The organism is Halopseudomonas sp., assembly GCF_036960865.1.
In the GTDB taxonomy this organism is placed as follows: Bacteria; Pseudomonadota; Gammaproteobacteria; order Pseudomonadales; family Pseudomonadaceae; genus Halopseudomonas.
Window position 1 is genome coordinate 201024 of sequence record NZ_JBALWE010000008.1, and the last position, 18122, is coordinate 219145.

The following is an 18122-nucleotide window of genomic DNA, read 5'->3' on the forward strand; positions in this document are numbered from 1 at the left end:
CACCGGTAACGGCTGCCAGACGGTGCCGATGCCCAGGCATTCACCGTCTGGCGGCAGCGCTAAGCCATGCCCAATCGCTCGATGACATCCGCCGTGGTGGTCACCTCGCCAAACTCATAGGCAATGGTGCTCAGCGACACGCGCTGAATTTCCTCGGCGGCCGTCGGCCCAAAGCCCAGATCGGGATAGTCCATGGCCGCGTTGGCGTCACTCAGCGCCACCACCTTGTACTCACGGTGCACGCCATCGCGGATGGTGGTCTCGCAGCAGACATTGGTTACCGTACCGCAGACGATAATGGTGTCGACATCCCGCGCGCGTAGCACTGTGTCCAGATCGGTATTATGAAAGCCGCTGTAAAACAGCTTGTCGATCACGATGTCGCCAGGTTGCGGCGCCAATTCATCAATCACCTCTACATCCGGCTCACTGCGCGCCAGTATCTGATCGACGTTAGGGTACAGATCACGCATGCGGCCAGTATCCGAACCATCACCCCGAACGATATGCCGCAGATAGACCACCGGCACCTTCGCCGCGCGCGCAGCCGTGGTCAGTTGCAGGATGGGCGCAATGATCTTCGCCGTGTTCTTCACGTACAGCGCACCGCTGGGTTCGCAGAAGACCTTCTGCATATCCACCACAATAATGGCCGTGCGGGCTGGTTTGAGATCCCATCGGATAAGTGGCTTGCTCATGACATGCTGCTCCTTGGCTTGAATGAGTCCTTGCCGGCAGACACCGGCAGAACACCCGCAAACGGCCCTCGACCGCTCAAGGCAGAGGATTACGGGTGAGCAAGGGGAAGCAAGGTGCGTACCGTTCAGCGCAGGTGGTCGACTCTGGTCCGCCCCCTGGCGGCAGACTCCGATAACCGGGCGCTGCAGGCTGGTCCAGAGCAGCCTGCGCGGCGCGAGCAGGCCATCACCGCAGCCGCCGTGCACCGCGTGGGCGCGCTTGCCCCAATGCAGCGCAAAGCGGTTTGCCCGACCGGCGTCAGGGCTGCAGCAATTTGCCCAGCATCGCGCGCAGCTTGCCGGCCTTCAACGGCTTGTTGAGTATCGGCATGCCCATGTCACGCAATACCCGTTGGCAATGCTCAGTGCGGTCGGCGGTAATCATGATGGCGGGCAATGACTGGGCAAAGTGCGTGCGCAGCCGACTTACCGCGTCGCAGCCGGTCAGCCCGTTATCCAGATGGTAGTCAACCAGAATGGCATCCGGCGGTACGCCGCTCAGTGCATCAAGCGCGGCATCGGCATCCAGTGCGAGCACCACCTCTGCGCCCCACTGCTGCAGCAGACTCTGCATGCTCTGCAGAATGATTTCCTCGTTATCAATCACCAGCAGGCGGCGTCCCTGCAATGGCACGGCGAGGCTATCCAGCAGGCTGTTGCTGGCGGCGCGCACAGGCAAATCCGGCGCCAGCGGCACACTGACGGAAAATACCGAACCCCGGCCCACCTGCGACTGCACCTCAATGCGCACCCGCAGCAGCCGCGCGATGCGCTCCACAATCGCCAGCCCCAGGCCCACGCCCTTGCGTTGCCCCGCCTTGCCCACCTCCAGCTGATTGAATTCCTGAAAGATGCGGCGAAAGTCCTGCCGCTCGATGCCGCGACCGGTGTCCCAAACCTGAATGCACAGCTGCTCGCCGCGCACCCGGCATCCCACCAGCACTCCACCACGCTCGGTGTAGCGGATGGCGTTACTGATGAAATTGCGCAAGATGCGACTCAGCAAACGGTAATCGGTATGCACCGTACGATTTGGCAGGCGCCCGCGCAGCGTCACGCCGCCAGCCTGCGCCACGCTATAAAACTCGCTGAGCAGCGGTTCGATCACATCGGCGATGGCGTAATCATTGAATTCAGCCTGCAGATTTGGCTGATCCAGACGGGAGATATCCAGCAGATCGCTGAGCATGTCCTCGGCGCTTTCCATCGCCGTGTGCGAGCGCTCGACCATCTGCGCAGCGCTGGCCGGCAGTGCGCTGTCGCGCAGCGTCGCCATCAGCAGGCGGGCGGCATTCAGTGGCTGCAACAGGTCATGACTGGCGGCAGCCAGATAGCGATCCTTGCTGCGATTGGCCTGCTCGGCCACGTCACGCGCTTCACGCAACTCGCACTGGGTGCGCTCGCGTTCGATGATCTCGAAGCGCAGGCTTTCATTCAGGGTTTCCAGCTCGCGGGTGCGTTCCTGAACGCGCTGCTCCAGTTCGTCGTTGAGCTGCTGCATGGCCAGCTGCGCCTGCTTGCGTTCGGTCACATCGGCCACGAAGGCCTCAATCACATGATCGCCCGCATCCGGGCGCAGCAGAATGTTCATACGCACATCCAGCAGGCTGCCGTCGGCGCGGGCCAGGCGGGTTTCATACCCCGTCAACTCACCCTGCAACAGCAGGTGCCGGCGGATACGCTGAAACTCGTCAGCGCTGATGAAAAAGCCCTGTTCCAGCGATTGCCGGGCGGCGACCAGTGCCGTCACCGAGCCATAACCGAGCATGCGCGCCAGCGACTGGTTGGCGGTCAGCAGCCCCTTGCCCAGGCTGGCCTGAAAGATACCGTGCACCGCGTTTTCAAACAGCCACTTGTAGCGGTTGCGTTCAGCTTCCAGCTCCTCCAGCCGCGCCAGCAGTTCAGGGTAGTAACTCTTGCGCGACGACTGCGAGCCCAGCCCCAGTAGCCCTGTCAGCACCTCACGGCGCGGATCAGAGGGCTTCGGCATAGACCACCTCAACGTCGGCCAGGCTGGATTCACGCGGGTTGGTTAGGATGCACGGATCATCCATGGCGTGCAGCGACAGCATGCGCAGGTCGCTATTACTCACGCCATGCATTGCCAACGATTGATTGAAGCCCACCGCCTGCTTGAGGTCGATCAGGTGCTGAACCAGGCGCTGCTTCACCTGCGGCGTGCTCAACCCGCGAATATCGATACCCAGCGTTTGCGCAATCACCTTGAAGCGATCCGGTGCCGAGTCGAAATTGAAAGCCACCACATGCTCCACCAGAATCGCATTGCACAGGCCGTGCGGCAGGTCGAGAAAGCCGCCCAGGCTGTGCGACATGGCATGCACCGCGCCAAGAATCGCGTTGGAAAACGCCAGACCAGCCTGCAGGCTGCCGAGCATCACCTGCTCGCGCAGGGCGATGTCCTGCGGGCTTTGAATCATCTTTACCAGGTTGCCGTTGAGCAGACGCATGGCTTCCAGCGCGTGGGCATCGGTCATGGGACCGCTACCAGTGGAGACGAAGGCTTCAATGGCGTGCACCATGGCATCCACCCCGGTACAGGCCGACAGGAAGGGGTCCATGGTCGAGGTGGTTTCCGGGTCGATCAGCGATACATCCGGCACTACCGCCTTGCTGATGATGGAGAACTTCACCTTCTCCTGCTGATCGGAAATGATCACGAATTGCGACACGTCAGCCGAGGTGCCGGCGGTAGTGGGAATGCAGATCAGCGGCGGAATTGGTGCGCGAATGGTGTCCACGCCCTCGAACTCCAGAATGTGACGATCATGCGCCACTGCAATGCCAATGGCCTTGGCGCAGTCAATCGGGCTGCCGCCGCCAATCGCCACTATCACGTTGCAGCCCGCCGCACGGTATACCTCAGCACCGTGCATCACCTCTTCGGTACGCGGATTGGCCGACACCTGGGTAAACAATACGTAGTCGATCCCCTGCTCCTGCAGGCTTTCTTCCACATCCACTACCCAACCGACCGCCTGCACGCCCGGATCGGACACCAGCAGGACTTTCTTGGCGCCAAAGGTGGTGGCGTAGTTGGCAACGGTCTTGCGCGCGCCAGCACCGAAGATAATTTCCGGCGTGACGAATTTGCGCAGCTGGCTGATATCGTAAGACATGGAGTGGTACCGCGTTGTTTTTGTAATGGGGGCTCTGGGCAGTGCGTGAGCGTGTTTGCAGCCTAACCTAAAGCCTGCACCTTTTTAAGCTGAAACAGCCAGTCCTACGACTGAAGTAGCGGCACAACAGGCCCTAAGTGGCATGGCTCAGCCAGAGTGGCGCACTAGCATGGGGAAAATCACAATAATCCGGGACCCACCCCATGCCTGCTTGCCTTTCTCCGGCGCTGTCCGCGCTGCTGATGCTGACGCTCTGGCTGCTACCCAGCGTCGGCATGGCCAACAGCGCAGCGCCCGAGCAATCCATGGACCAGTCCGTGGAACAGAGGGTGCAACAACTCTTCCCCAGTGCTACCCGCATTCTGCCCAAGCAGGGCGAGCCTCCGGTGTATCAAGCATTCCAGCTCGACCAGTTGCTGGGCTACGCCTTTCTTTCAACCGATTATTCCAGTCTGCAGGGTTTCTCCGGCAAGCCGATACGCCTGCTGATCGGCATGACACCCGCCGGCAAGCTGACCGGTGTAAAAGTGCTGGAACACCACGAGCCGGTTTTCCTGCACGGTTTGGGCGAGCAATCGCTGTTCGATTTCACCGACCAGTACGCCGGCCTGAACCTGGCCACCCCCATCGTGGTGGGCAGCACCCATGGCAACCCGGTGGACGGCGATACCCTCAGCTACATCGATGGCGTCAGCAAGGCTACGGTGTCGGTGGTCATCCTCAATGAAAGCGTCCTGCAGTCGGCAATGACCGTCGCCCGGGCGCTGCTGGCCGACTTTGCCCAGGGCCCGCAAGCCGTCGCCAAGCCGGATCTTTATCAACCGCTGGACTGGCAACAACTGCTGGACCGTGGCTACGTACAGCACTGGACCCTGTCAGCCGCCGCCGTAGAACAACAGCTGGGGCATTCGCTGGCACTCTACCCCGGCCTGCAGGACCCTGACGCAGATACCTTCAGCGAGTTGTACTTTGCCTACCTGAACGCCCCCAGCATCGGCCGCAACCTGCTGGGAGATGCCGGTTTTGCGCAACTGCAAGAGGAACTGGCGAGCAACGAGCAGGCGCTGCTGGTGATGTCACGCGGCAGCTATACGCACATACCCGCAGACTTCATCCCCGCCACCACCGCCAGCCGCATCAATCTGCTGCAGCACAACAAAGCGATTGAGCTGCATGACATGAACTTCAATAACGGTGCCGTACTAGAGCAGATCAACACCCCCGAAGCCGACTTGCAGGCGACCATCTTCCGCATCAAGACCCACGCCGCCTTTAACCCGCTGGAGCCAGCCGAACTGCAGTTGAATGTCAGCCTGCGACGCAATCCGCTGATTGAGCAGCAAACAGCGTTCACTACCCCATTGACCCTGGATGCCAAGCTGTTTGCGCTGCAGACACCGGTTGCTGCAGCCAAACCCACTCCGGTGTGGCTGCGCATGTGGCAGGATCGGGCCTGGCAAGTCGTCTTGCTGGTGGTCAGCCTGATCATGCTTTGCGTGGTGTTCGTCAAACAGCGTCAAGTCAGCGAGCACAGCCGCGCCTTTCACCTGTTTCGCGGCGGCTTTTTGCTGTTCACCCTGTTTTTTATCGGCTTCTACGCCCAGGGCCAGCTGTCGGTGGTGAATATCTTCACCCTGCTGCTCGCACTGTGGCATGGCTTCGATCTGACGGTATTTCTGATGGATCCGGTGATCTTCTGTCTGTGGGTGTTTACCTTTGCCAGCCTGTTCATCTGGGGCCGTGGGTTGTTCTGCGGCTGGCTTTGCCCGTTCGGCGCCCTGCAGGAAATGGTCGGCTGGCTGGCCAAGCGGCTCAAGTTGCGGCAATGGAAAATCAGCGAACGCGCGCATCAACGCCTGCAATGGCTCAAGTATCTGATCCTGATAACCCTAGTGCCGAGCGCCTTCTACTCGTTGACGCTGGCCGAGCGCCTGGCCGAGATAGAGCCATTCAAGACCTCGATCACCCTGGTCTTCGTGCGCAGTTGGCCCTTTGTACTCTATGCCGTATTGCTGCTGGGTATCGGCCTGTTCGTGCACAAGTTCTATTGCCGCTACCTGTGCCCGCTGGGCGCCGGCCTGGCGGTGCTCGGCCGACTGCGGCTGTTCTCCTGGCTGACCCGCGTCGATGCCTGCGGCAAGCCCTGCCAGCACTGCCACAACCAGTGCGAGATCAGAGCCATCAAGCGCAGCGGCGAGATCGACTACGACGAATGCATTCAGTGCCTGGAGTGCATCGTGATCCTGAACAACGAAGACCAGTGCGTCGCCAGCATCAGTGCCAGCAAACAGGCGGCCAAAGCGCAAAAGGCAGCCGCTGGCCAGATTATTGTCAGCGACTGGGCACCCAGCCGTTGAGCCACCAGCCAGCTGGGAAACCACAACAGGAGCAACACCATGCACAGCTTTGACGACAGCCAGATCCACTGGAACCAGTTGCCCGGCTTCGACAATTTCTCTTACAGCATTCTGAACATCGACCAAGCCCATCAGTTGGTAGATGTAATCTTTCATTTCCGCGCGCACGACCCGATCGTCCTGCACCGCCACTGCGCCTTGAACCACACCTTCGTGGTCAGCGGCGAGCACCATCTCTATCACGCCAACGGCGACCTCAAGGAAATACGGCCCACCGGCAGCTACACCGTGAGCGCCGCCGACACCACGCCCCACCGCGAATGCGGCGGCGATGGCGGCACTGTAGTGCTGTTCAGCATTCGCGGCACCAACGGCGTGATGTACGAGATTCTGGATGATCAGCACAACGTGATCGCGGCGTTGGGCATGACCGAGTTTGCCGCCTTGCACGAGGCCAACCAGCGCCAGCAGACGGCCTCTGGTTAATAGAGAGACTCTGCAGCGCCGACAACCGGAAGAGCGAGTTTCAACTCCGCCTCGGGCGTTGCACCCGTGGCCGGTGGCCGAGGTGGCACACAGCCTTCCCTGGGCAGCGTTGAGCCTGAATCACCGAAGTGCAGGACGGCACGAACGCGGTCCTCCCGGTAGAGCCCTTGGCCGCTACAACCACGACCGATAAAACGCCAACTCCTCTTCCAGCACCTGCGCCAGATGCGCGGCCTTGCGGAAGCCGTGGCGTTCGTCGGCGAAGGTGACGCTGTGCACCGGTACGCCATTGTCGTCCAGCGCGGCGACCATCTGCTCGGTCTGGCTGGGCAGTACGACTGCGTCGCGCAGGCCCTGGAAGAAGATCACCGGGGTACGGATGCGTTCGGCCTGGGCCAGGGGGGAGCGCTCGACGTAGCGCTCTGGCTGGGTATCGGGGTCGCCGATCAGCCAGTCGATGTAGTCGGCCTCGAACTTGTGGGTGACGGCACGCAGCTGCAGCGGATCGCTCACGCCATACAGACTGGCCGCAGCGCGGAAGCGATTGCCACCCGCCACCAGCGCGCAGAGCGTGGTGTAGCCGCCAGCGCTGGAGCCACGGATGAACACCTGGCGGGGGTCAATACGTTGCTTGCCGGCAAGGTGCTCAACCGCTGCCAGTACATCTTCCACGTCCACTACGCCCCAGCCACCCTGCAGCCGTTGGCGGTAGGCGCGGCCATAACCGGTACTGCCACGGTAATTGAGATCAACCACGGCGAAGCCGCGCTGGGTCCAGAACTGGATGCGGTTGTCCAATACCGGGTAGCAGGCCGAGGTTGGCCCGCCGTGGGTAAATATCAGCAGCGGCGGCGGCTGAGTCGAGGTTTGCTGGCTGTTGCGCGGTGCGTAGAAAAAGCCATGGGCGGTTTCACCACCGGCGCTCAGGTACAACAGCCGTTCCGGCCTGGCCAGCTCGCTGGCGGGCAAACTGCTGTCGTCACCCCGCAGCCGGCTGAGCGCACCGCTAGTCAGATCAATGCGCAGGATCGCAGCGCTGCAACTGGCCGAGGCCGCAATGCAGTAGAGCGCTCTGCCATCGCTGCACAGGCTGCGAAAGCGGCTGTAGTCGTGCGCCAGCAAGCGCTCCTCACTGGTGCGTGCGTGACGCAGGGCCAAATGCCCATAACCGCCGTCGGTCCAACTCAGCGCCAACCAGTCATTACCCAGCATTAGCCAGGTGTTGGTGCCCTGTTGCCAGGGTGCTGGCGCGTGATCGGCGGCGTGACCGGGTAAACGCACGGCGTCGCCATTGGCGGAAAACGCCCAGGGCACCCAGTAGCCGCTGCGGTCGGTCAGGCAGCACAGGGTATTGCTGGCACTGAACTGCGGCTGCTGAAAAGCCTCCTCACCACCGGGCACTGCGATAACGCGGCTGATCCTGCCCTGTGCATCCAGCTCGGCGCGCATCAGGCGGGTGCGGGTCCAGCTCAGGTGTGGCCGATCCCATTCAATCCAGGCGAGTAGACTGCCGTCATCACTCAAGACCGGCGAGTGGTAAAAATCAGCGCCCTCGGCCAGAACTTGGCGGCTGGCGTCCACGCCAATGGCCACCAAGCGGTGCTCTACGCGTCCCGGCAAATGCGCCTCTTCCACTGCAAGCACACGGCGCCGCGGCAGGTCGGCGCAGAGGCCTCCGTAACGATACTCCGGATGGCGGGTAATTTTGTGCAACTGCCGTGCTACCACGGACTGCAGATAAATCTGCTGGTCAGCCTCGTTGACGAAGGCCACCTGGCAATCGGGTTCGTACTCGCCCGGTATTACGCAAAAACTGCCGCCGCCGTATTCATAGACGCGGCTACGCGCAGCATAGCCTTGCGGCGTGATGGTTTCGGTCTGCCCGTCACGCCAGCGCATGACCAGACTACGGCCCTGGCTGGGCCTGAACTCAAGCCACCAGAGCGCGCCATCGGCGCAGCACAGGTCGCTGTAATCGGCAGTGGCGGCGACCGCATCGGCGGCGCTGAACTCGCTGGCCCAGCGCCCGGGTTGGTGGCTATCAGACCTTGCAGATGATCCTCGAGGTACGTTCATTACGGAAGGTCAACTCCTCTATCCCCGGCTGGGGCTGCTCTGCTTCGGCTCTGGCCTGCAGAATCTTGTGATGGTGGGGCGATTTGCTGCACACCGGGTCTGCCTGGGTGGCATCGCCGGTCAACAGGTACGCCTGACAACGACAGCCGCCAAAGTCCTTCTCCTTTTCGTCGCAGGACCGGCACGGCTCGCTCATCCAATCATAGCCGCGAAAGCGGTTGAAACCGAAGGAGTCATACCAGATGTGTGACAGGCTGTGCTCGGTCACGCTGGGGAAGCTGACCGGCAGCTGCCGCGCGCTGTGGCACGGCAGCGCGGTGCCGTCCGGGGTGATGGTCAGGAAGATATTGCCCCAACCGTTCATGCAGCCCTTGGGGCGCTCCTCGTAGTAATCGGGGGTGACCAGAATCAGCTTGCACGGGTTGCCCTGCTCGGCCAGCTTCTGGCGCCACGCATTGGTGACCTGCTCGGCGTGATCCAGCTGCGCCTTGGTCGGCAACAGCCCGGCGCGGTTCAGGTGCGCCCAGCCGTAATACTGACAGGTCGCCAGCTCGACAAAATCCGCCTCCAGCGCCACGCACAGCTCGATGATGCGGTCGATCTGGTCGATGTTGTGCCGGTGGGTCACGAAGTTGAGCACCATCGGGTAACCCGCCGCCTTGACCGCACGCGCCATCGCCAGCTTCTGCTCGAACGCCTTGCGCGAGCCGGCCAGCATATTGTTGATCTCGGCGTCGGAAGCCTGAAAGCTGATCTGGATATGATCCAGCCCAGCCTCGCGGAAGGCCTCGATCTTGGCCTCGGTCAGCCCCATGCCGGAGGTAATCAGGTTGGTGTAAAAACCCAGCTCACGCGCCGCGCCGATCAGCTCGGCGAGGTCTTCGCGCACCAGCGGCTCGCCACCGGAAAAGCCCAGCTGCGCAGCGCCCAGCGCCCGCGCCTGGGTGAACACGTCGATCCACTGGGCGGTGCTCAACTCACCCTTGTGGTTGGCAAACTCCAGCGGGTTCGAGCAGTACGGGCACTGCAGCGGGCAGCGGTAGGTCAGCTCGGCCAGCAGCCACAGCGGTGGCCCCTGTTCAGCGGATGTGGAGCCAGTGTTGAGCATGAGCCACCTCGATAAAGGCCAGAACGTCTTCGTCCAGTCCCGGCACATTGGGAAACTTGTCTGTCAGCGTGTCGATGATGTCAGCGACCGGCCGCTTGCCATCCACCAGCAACAGCACCTCGGCGGCGCTCTCGTTCAGCTTGACCATGCCCTCCGGGTAGAGCAGCACGTGGCTGTTCTGCACCGGTTCCCATTGCAGACGAAAGCCGGGGCGCAGCACCGGCGTGTTATCGCGCACCACCGGATTCATAGCGCAATCCCCCGGTGCCAGGCCTTGTCGGCCGTGACCGTGTGATACGGCGGGCGCTCCAGCTCGTAGGCCATGGTCATGGCGTCGAGCATGCTCCAGAGCACGTCCAGCTTGAACTGCAGAATCTCCAGCATGCGCTGTTGCGCCTCCCAGGTGGTGTAGTGATGCAGGGTAATGCGCAGGCCGTGCTCGACGTCGCGGCGGGCCTCTTTCAGGCGCTTGCGGAAATAGTCGTACCCGGCCGGATCAATCCACGGGTAATGCTGCGGCCAGCTGTCCAGCCGCGACTGATGAATGTGCGGGGCAAACAGCTCGGTCAGCGACGAACTGGCCGCCTCCTGCCAGCTGGCCCGGCGGGCGAAGTTGACGTAAGCATCCACCGCAAAGCGCACGCCCGGCAGCACCAGCTCCTGCGACAGCAGCACCTCGCGGTCCAGCCCCACAGCCTCGCCCAAGCGCAGCCAGGCCTCGATACCGCCCTCGCTGCCCGGCTCGCCGTCGTGGTCGATGATGCGCTGAATCCACTCGCGGCGGGTGTCACGGTCCGGGCAGTTGGCCAGAATCGCCGCGTCCTTCACCGGAATGCAGACCTGATAGTAAAAACGGTTCGCCACCCAACCCTGAATCTGCTCGCGGGTGGCGCTGCCGTCGTACATGGCAACGTGGAACGGGTGATGAATGTGGTAGTAGCGGCCCTTGTCGCGCAGGGCCTGCTCGAATTCGGCAATACTCATCGGCTCGCGCTGCATGGCGGCCTCCTTACAGAACGATCTGCATACCGTCATGGGCGACCTCGATGCCATGCGCCACCAGTTCGGCGCGCTCGGCAGAGTCCTCGTCCAGGATCGGATTGGTGTTGTTGATATGAATGAGCACCTTGCGGCTGGCCGGCTGCGCATCCAGCAGCTCGATCATCCCGCCCGGCCCACTCTGCTGCAGGTGGCCCATCTCGCTGCCGAGCTTGTCGCCCACGCCAGCAAAGGCCATCTCGTCGTCGCGCCACAGGGTGCCGTCCACCAGCAGGCAATCGGCATCGCGCATGGTCGCCAGCAACCCGTCATCCGGCTGGCCCAGGCCCGGTGCGTAAAACAGCACCCCGCCGGTATTGGTGTCGCGCACCAGCAGGCCGATGTTGTCGCCGGGGTGCGGGTCGTTGCGGTGCGGCGAATACGGCGGCGCCGCGCTGCGCAGCGGAATCGGCAAAAACTCCAGCGCCGGGCAAGCCGGAATACGGAACGGCTCGCCCAACCCGATCCGGCGGCGCTGCAGGCCACCGTTCCAATGGCTCAGCATCGGGAACAGCGGGAAGCCGGTCTGCAGGTCCTCATGGACCATATCGGTACACCAGACCTCATGCGGGCAGCCCTCACGCAGGGTCAGCAGCCCGGTCACGTGATCAATCTGGCTGTCCATCAGCACAATCGCCCGAATCGCCGTATCACGCACCGCCCGCGCCGGTTGCAGCACAGGCGTCTGCTCCAGCTGGGTGCGAATGTCAGGGGAAGCGTTGCAGAGAATCCAGTTCACCCCGTCATCCGACAAGGCAATGGAAGATTGGGTACGCGCTTTCGCGTTCAGCGTGCCACGGCGCAAGCCGTCGCAATTGCGGCAGTTACAGTTCCACTGCGGAAAACCGCCGCCAGCAGCTGAACCAAGTATCTGTACATGCATGGGATCTGTCCTCGGCCAGCGTGCCTAAACGCCCCGGAAACCGGGGCGCCCGGTACTCAGCGGTTGGCAAAGTACATGGTGACTTCAAAGCCAATGCGCAGGTCGGTGTAGCTGGGTTTAGTCCACATGGGTCGATCCTCTTGTTATTGCGTGGGTTTACAGCGTCGGCAGGAACCGACGGACTCAGTTAAACACCGGGATCGGGGGGTACGAATGATACTTTGGGAGTAGATTTGGTCGTGATTTGGTTGGTGTGGGGGTGGTTGCTTTGCGCAGCGCTAAGGCTATTTTTGATGCCAAGAACGCAGTAGGTGAAACCAACAAAACCAATACACCTCGCAACGCAGGCACGGAAAGCCTCAACCGAGAGGCAGGAGTCAACCAGCGGCAGTGAGCGGAGCGTGCATTGTAAAACGCTTCCTAGCTACGATTTATGGGGCAACATTAAGCGTAGTGAATACATTTTCCATTTCCCAATCCGCTATGCCTTCCAAACCTTTTGCTAGGTAATCTGACGGCACAGGAGTCTCTGGGTCTGCCATTAAGGCTACTCGATTCAAAATAGCTTCTTTCGCCAAAGCAGGCAAAGCATCCCACCAAGTGATACGGAAAGCGTGATTTTCACAGCAAGAAAATGAAAACCTGAGTAACACGTCTTGCGGGCGTGTTCCACGACTTATTACTCTGGCCAAAGACCTTGCGAGTGCAACACATGAATTATTACTACTTGCGTGCCAGCACAAGGTAAATGACCACCCTTTAGCTAAAGGAGCAGTAAAAAATGTAATCAAATTCAGGGGGAACTTAAAGTCACTAAGATCTTGAAGGTTCTCTCCGAGAAAATCGTAGTCAGGATATAGCACGCCTGACAATTGCAGATGCCACGGCGAACTTGACGTCAGCGTTAGAAATTCAAACTCGTCATACTCCTTGGAAAACAACGCTGCATCGAAATATTTCTTGTGATACTGCAAGCGCTGAAACCCAAGCAAATGCCCGGCAAAAGAGTTCTCAATCATTCTTCTCTGCCCACTATGCAGCGCAGGATTACTTATAAATTTTTTTAATGTATCCACAGCATTTTCTTTTACAAAATACTCTCGACACACACAGCGATAGGCATAAAGCGCGACTTGCTCAGAAGTTGGTTCTAAAGGAAAATTATCAATAGGCGCAAAAAGCCCGTTATCGTGATACTTACAAAACCCGGAAAACGTAGACGCTTTTTTCCATCCAATCTTTTTTGGCACGGGTCGCCAATCACCACTCCCAAAGCTGGAAACATCAGCGACCATACGGTACACATGACCAAATTCTACTATCGCACCTAATTGATTACTTTTCTGAATTGAGTGAGCACTAATTATTTCATTGCAACGCTCTCCACTCTCAAAATGCAGGCATCGCCCGCGCGAATCATTACGCTTCATTTCATTTATAAACTCTTCCATCAATCTCATAAGGCACCTAACACCTGGTTAACATCTAGCTTTAGCGAGCCCTGAGCGAGCAAAACAAATCACTTGAAAACTCTGCTATGATTTCACTCTTGCTTTACCTTAAAGCACACTCAACTCTTAGACCACTGAACACCCTAGAGACCACCTTAAAGTTCCCGCCTAATGGTGACGATCACATACTCTAACAATCCTAATACGCCAAGTTTCCTCGACATTCGATCTCTAATTCGCGAGACTAATACTGCAAACAGGCAGCTCTAGGCGGGCGCGATGCGACGGAGTGCAGCTACCGATCGAGGAGCAATGCGTACGGACTGGCTTTATTAGATGCAATGGCCATCATACAAAACCTGTTGCATATGGGACCTGCCTTAACAAAACATGTAGCCCGTACTCTTCACCTCTCGACCAGCAAAGCCTCGCCTGACGCTCGACACTTATATTTTCGAACAGTCTATGCTCAATAATATTTGGAAAAATCGCCTTAGCGGAACTATGAGAAGCTTCATCCAAATCATTATAGAAAGATGATTCCACACACGACCTATCAAAGCTTCGAATTATTTCTGCAACCAGTGTTAGCGATGCGACCACATGGAACACATCAACTACATCCACTTCATAACTATCTAACGACAAATGAGATGCAGCCCTATCCGCATATTGTTTAAGGAAGCCAATGCGCTTACACAAAGGACTTTCTTCCAGCAATAAATTCGAGCTACTTTTAGAACATACGCCAAAGAATGATCGCAGAAATCTCAGCGCCTGAAGAGCCTCGTCAAACGATTTCCCCGAGGATTTTGACCAGTAATCCGCATGCTGTTCCAGAACAATATCTTTCGTTTTTGCGAAGAAAGCTCCTGTTAATGAGCCCTTGATTCCATGATCGAAGACCTTTCTGCAGGCCAAAGATATATTATTTAGCGAGCTACGATTTAAGTAGGACTGGAGCACAGCGCCTGGATATCCTTCAATAGACGTTGTATTCATTTCCTCCGAGCCAGAAGCAATGAAAATATAATAACCAGCCAGCGCAAACCCAGCCCTAGAGTCTACGCCCCGAAGAAATTGGATCGATTTTTCTTTAGGATCCAGTTTTAAATATTCCTTCGTAGGTTTCATTCGCTCAGCGCGCACAGAAAGTTCAAGCTCTGATCGACTTTGATAGTTGATAAAAGAGTCTATTAAATTTTCCATTTACACAAGCCCGCGGGGCTTAGACCCAAAATATTTGGTTAAGGGGTGGGCTCTAGCCCGTACCAGAGAACGGAGCGAGCGATTTTAACCACTAGCTATTTTTTTTGGCTCTCGTACTCTTCCCAACTTGCAAAGCCGATTGGCCTTTTGGGTACTTGGGGTTCCGAGCGCTTCATTTTGACAAGCAAGATACTGATTTGAGAAACGTGCTGAATTAGCTCAACAGGCTCTCCATTTTCCGTTTTACCAATGAAAGAAATTAATGATGGATTCCACCAACTTATATCTTCAACATGAAATGTAATCGATTGGCCAAAGCTTACGAGCCTAGCTCCTACCTCATGCTCATCGTCTAATGATTTATGGAAATCATTAATCCAGTTTATGAGTCGATGGTGAAATTCGCTTGCTAGGTTTGGATCTGTAGGAATCGCAGAAAGACGTACTTCAGGTGGAATTGCGAAACCTGACATAAGGTCTTTAGGGTCCATGTATGACTACCTCCAAGATACATAACGCCAGTGGTAATGGGCGACAACGGAGCGCACTTAGCTGGCGTCCTGTTGACCAAATTTTTAAGACTTATCACCCCAGCCAAAGCCATTTTATAACCCAGAACAGAGCTCCCAATACCAAAGCATAGGAGGCGAAATCAAAGACATAAAGTCGAAATACTTTTATGCGTTTCATTACTCGCTCTGGTTTCGAAAAACTGTAGAACTCTGTCATATCCAGGCGTGCGCGAATATTGTCACCGGCGAAATCGTTATTCGCGTGTGTCTCATATAAATCCAAAATCTGCCAATATTCCTTTTGAAATGCCGAGTAGCGGTCCTCTGGCGGATTTTCCATTTCTTTGAGTGGATGCATCCTCTGCTTGAGTTCTGAAACCTTTGAAGCGCACGCAAACATTTTTTCAGCCGTTGCCGCATATTCATTTTTATCAATCAGAAGTGAGTACACCAAGACAGCTATGGCGGAGAAAATCTGAATTACGCTCGCATACTTAGTATGGATATTTTCACCAATGCCATAAGTCTGCATCAAGGCGATGAGAATTATCGCCATGGAGATGATCACGACGGTATAAGTCGAGAATTTTGTATGTGACCTCAGCCTGCGAGACGCATAGAATCTCGTTTTTGCGGTGGCATCCATTTTTTTGTAAAGATTCTGGAAGCTGTCCTTCAGGCTCAATCCGATCTCCTCATCAATTTAGCCATAACAGTGATTAGATAGCGCAGCACTAATACATAATTATTGCGCTCGGTATAACACGGAAAGAACATAAAGAAAATTTCTTAATAAAATCATGCGGCTTCCACCCTCCTTGGTGATTCTGACGTACTCGCGCTGCGGCGAAGCTTTGTGAACTACATCCTACTTTAGCGAAAGAAGAACACACGGCAAGCTGATTTTTTGGTTAGGGCGAAAACCGTATTGCTTGCACGGACCCCGGGTCCCCGTTTACGCGGGCGAGTAGCGCAGGGCTGGCGGGAAATAGGACGGCAGCATGTCTGAGGCTCGCAGAGCCGAGTTCTGCCGGCCCCCGTCAGAACGAGCAACGCAGCGAACCCGAAGGGCCGCGTAGTCGGGGTGGCCTAGGGGGTGCAGGGGGAAATGGCCATGCATTTCCCCCTGCTCGCCGTGAAGGCGAAAAGCAGAGGTGAGCAACGCACACTTCGTCGAACCAAACCATTCACGTTCGTGCAGGCGTCACCACGGGCACGGCATGCCGTGCCCCTACGGGAGATCGGGTCAGCAGCGGTGCTATAGAGAACGCCCCACCAAATCCCAGACAAAAAAAGGGCGTGACCGAAGTCACGCCAAAGTTTCACGAACAGACTTGCAGAACGAGGGGCATGTTCCCTCGGGGTACTACGCTCTCCCCGGCAGGTGGAGCTACCTGCCCAAGGGTTGCTCTGGCTGGGCTTAGAAAAAGCCCAGCGGATTGACGTCGTAGCTGATCAGCAGGTTCTTGGTCTGCTGGTAATGGTCGAGCATCATCTTGTGGGTCTCGCGACCGACACCGGACTTCTTGTAACCACCGAACGCGGCGTGGGCCGGGTACATGTGGTAGCAGTTGGTCCAGACGCGGCCAGCCTGGATGCCACGACCCATGCGGTAGGCACGGTTGATGTCGCGGGTCCAGAGGCCGGCGCCCAGGCCGAACTCGGTGTCGTTGGCGATTGCCAGGGCTTCGGCTTCGGTCTTGAAGGTGGTGACGCTGACCACCGGGCCGAAGATTTCTTCCTGGAAGATGCGCATCTTGTTGTGGCCTTTGAGCAGGGTCGGCTGGATGTAGTAGCCGTTGCCGAACTCGGCGTTCAGGCGCTCTGCGCCGCCACCGATGAGGAACTCGGCACCCTCTTCGCGGGCGATTTCCATGTAGGACAGGATCTTGTCGAACTGCTGCTCGGAAGCCTGTGCGCCGACTTGGGTTTCGGTATCCAGCGGGTTGCCGCGCTTGATGCTGCGGGTACGCTCCAGCACCATGCCGATGAAGTCGTCGTACATGTCTTCCTGGATCAGCGCGCGGGACGGGCAGGTGCACACTTCGCCCTGGTTGAAGAACGCCAGCACCATGCCTTCGACGGCCTTGCTGATGAAGGACTCTTCCGCCTGCATGATGTCGGAGAAGTAGATGTTCGGCGACTTGCCGCCCAGCTCGACGGTAGACGGGATGATGTTTTCCGCAGCGCACTTGAGGATGTGACGGCCAACCGGGGTGGAACCGGTGAACGCCAGCTTGGCGATGCGGGTGCTGGTGGCCAGTGCTTCACCGGCTTCGCGGCCGTAGCCGTTAACCACGTTCAGCACGCCCGGCGGCAGCAGGTCGCCGATGACTTCCATCAGCACCAGAATGCTCAGCGGGGTCTGCTCGGCCGGCTTGAGCACGATGCAGTTACCGGCAGCCAGCGCCGGGGCCAGTTTCCACGCAGCCATCAGCAGCGGGAAGTTCCACGGAATGATCTGACCAACGACGCCCAGCGGCTCGTGGAAGTGGTACGCGGCGGTGTGCTCGTCCAGCTCGGCAGCGGTGCCTTCCTGCGAGCGCAGGCAGCCGGCGAAGTAGCGGAAGTGGTCAGCGGCCAGCGGGATGTCGGCGTTCAGTGTTTCACGCACGGCTTTGCCGTTGTCCCAGGTTTCGGTGACGGCCAGCAGTTCGAGGTTCTGCTCGATGCGGTCGGCGATTTTCAGCAGGATGTTGCTGCGCGCCTGCACGGAGGTCTTGCCCCAGGCATCCTTGGCAGCGTGAGCGGCGTCCAGCGCCTTCTCGATATCTTCTGCGGTAGAGCGCGGGATTTCACACACGGCGTTGCCGGTGACAGGGGTCAGGTTGGTGAAGTACTGGCCTTTGACCGGTGCGACAAACTCGCCGTTGATGTAGTTGCCATAGCGAGACTTGAAGGAAACGACTGAGCCTTCGGCTCCAGGTTGTGCATAGATCATTGTTGTTTTCCTCTGAGCGAAGCCTGACCCCGCACGGGTCAAGTCATGGTTCGATCTTAGTAACGGCGCCGGGGTGTCTGGTATGCGCCGTTGGCAGGGTTGACGTCGTTATTTAGTAGTAGATTGCCCGACCCATGGCGCCCTCTCAGGCTAGCTGCCGGGCGGCTCAGCCGTGTTGCAGCCGACC

General features: G+C 58.3%; 16 protein-coding genes. 2 read left to right on the top strand and 14 right to left on the bottom strand.

From position 1 onward, the window contains the following. Positions 1 to 59: 59 nt before the first annotated feature. The 3 genes from V7747_RS13180 to ercA form a co-directional block, all read right to left on the bottom strand. Complete coding sequence (locus V7747_RS13180) at positions 60 to 698, bottom strand: cysteine hydrolase family protein (protein WP_335616484.1); 639 nt, start codon at positions 696 to 698, stop codon at positions 60 to 62. Between the two features lie 298 nt (positions 699 to 996). Next, positions 997 to 2727 carry a hybrid sensor histidine kinase/response regulator gene (locus tag V7747_RS13185; RefSeq protein WP_335616485.1) on the bottom strand — a complete coding sequence of 577 codons (1731 nt, stop codon included), beginning with the start codon at positions 2725 to 2727 and terminating at the stop codon, positions 997 to 999. Continuing rightward, positions 2711 to 3874, bottom strand: coding sequence for an alcohol dehydrogenase-like regulatory protein ErcA (gene ercA / locus V7747_RS13190; RefSeq protein WP_335616486.1), 1164 nt, complete (start codon positions 3872 to 3874; stop codon positions 2711 to 2713). Before ercA ends, V7747_RS13185 begins: the two co-directional genes overlap by 17 nt. Positions 3875 to 4077: 203 nt before the next feature. On the opposite strand from ercA, the gene V7747_RS13195 reads away from it, so the two are divergent. Continuing rightward, on the top strand, positions 4078 to 6231 hold the full coding sequence (locus V7747_RS13195) for a 4Fe-4S binding protein (RefSeq protein ID WP_335616487.1): 2154 nt from the start codon (positions 4078 to 4080) through the stop codon (positions 6229 to 6231). Between the two features lie 39 nt (positions 6232 to 6270). After that, a complete protein-coding gene (locus tag V7747_RS13200) occupies positions 6271 to 6717 on the top strand; it encodes a hypothetical protein (RefSeq protein ID WP_335616488.1) in 447 nt (148 codons plus the stop codon). A 174-nt stretch (positions 6718 to 6891) separates the two neighbouring features. On the opposite strand, the gene V7747_RS13205 is transcribed toward V7747_RS13200, so the two are convergent. From V7747_RS13205 to exaC, 11 genes are all read right to left on the bottom strand, one after another. Continuing rightward, on the bottom strand, positions 6892 to 8793 hold the full coding sequence (locus tag V7747_RS13205; RefSeq protein WP_335616489.1) for an alpha/beta hydrolase family protein: 1902 nt from the start codon (positions 8791 to 8793) through the stop codon (positions 6892 to 6894). Next, positions 8759 to 9901 (bottom strand): pyrroloquinoline quinone biosynthesis protein PqqE, encoded by a 1143-nt coding sequence (pqqE, locus tag V7747_RS13210; protein ID WP_335616490.1) that lies wholly within the window; start codon positions 9899 to 9901, stop codon positions 8759 to 8761. Before pqqE ends, V7747_RS13205 begins: the two co-directional genes overlap by 35 nt. Then, positions 9873 to 10151 (bottom strand): pyrroloquinoline quinone biosynthesis peptide chaperone PqqD, encoded by a 279-nt coding sequence (gene pqqD, locus V7747_RS13215; RefSeq protein ID WP_096006507.1) that lies wholly within the window; start codon positions 10149 to 10151, stop codon positions 9873 to 9875. The genes pqqE and pqqD overlap by 29 nt, the downstream gene beginning before the upstream one ends. Then, a complete protein-coding gene (pqqC, locus tag V7747_RS13220; protein ID WP_335616491.1) occupies positions 10148 to 10900 on the bottom strand; it encodes a pyrroloquinoline-quinone synthase PqqC in 753 nt (250 codons plus the stop codon). Before pqqC ends, pqqD begins: the two co-directional genes overlap by 4 nt. 10 nt (positions 10901 to 10910) lie before the next feature. Continuing rightward, positions 10911 to 11822 (bottom strand): pyrroloquinoline quinone biosynthesis protein PqqB, encoded by a 912-nt coding sequence (gene pqqB / locus V7747_RS13225; protein ID WP_088277984.1) that lies wholly within the window; start codon positions 11820 to 11822, stop codon positions 10911 to 10913. A gap of 56 nt (positions 11823 to 11878) precedes the next feature. Then, positions 11879 to 11950: a pyrroloquinoline quinone precursor peptide PqqA gene (gene pqqA / locus V7747_RS13230; protein WP_063607997.1), complete on the bottom strand. Its 72-nt coding sequence runs from the start codon at positions 11948 to 11950 to the stop codon at positions 11879 to 11881. Positions 11951 to 12253: 303 nt separating this feature from the next. Further along, on the bottom strand, positions 12254 to 13282 hold the full coding sequence (locus tag V7747_RS13235) for a hypothetical protein (RefSeq protein ID WP_335616492.1): 1029 nt from the start codon (positions 13280 to 13282) through the stop codon (positions 12254 to 12256). 339 nt (positions 13283 to 13621) lie between these two features. Next, the gene (locus tag V7747_RS13240; protein ID WP_335616493.1) at positions 13622 to 14482 is read right to left on the bottom strand and encodes a hypothetical protein; all 861 of its coding nucleotides are present in this window, start codon (positions 14480 to 14482) and stop codon (positions 13622 to 13624) included. Between the two features lie 95 nt (positions 14483 to 14577). Next, complete coding sequence (locus V7747_RS13245; RefSeq protein WP_335616494.1) at positions 14578 to 14973, bottom strand: DUF6173 family protein; 396 nt, start codon at positions 14971 to 14973, stop codon at positions 14578 to 14580. A 94-nt stretch (positions 14974 to 15067) separates the two neighbouring features. After that, positions 15068 to 15679, bottom strand: coding sequence for an SLATT domain-containing protein (locus tag V7747_RS13250; protein ID WP_335616495.1), 612 nt, complete (start codon positions 15677 to 15679; stop codon positions 15068 to 15070). A gap of 735 nt (positions 15680 to 16414) precedes the next feature. Then, the gene (exaC, locus tag V7747_RS13255) at positions 16415 to 17935 is read right to left on the bottom strand and encodes an acetaldehyde dehydrogenase ExaC (protein WP_335616496.1); all 1521 of its coding nucleotides are present in this window, start codon (positions 17933 to 17935) and stop codon (positions 16415 to 16417) included. Between the last annotated feature and the right edge of the window lie 187 nt (positions 17936 to 18122).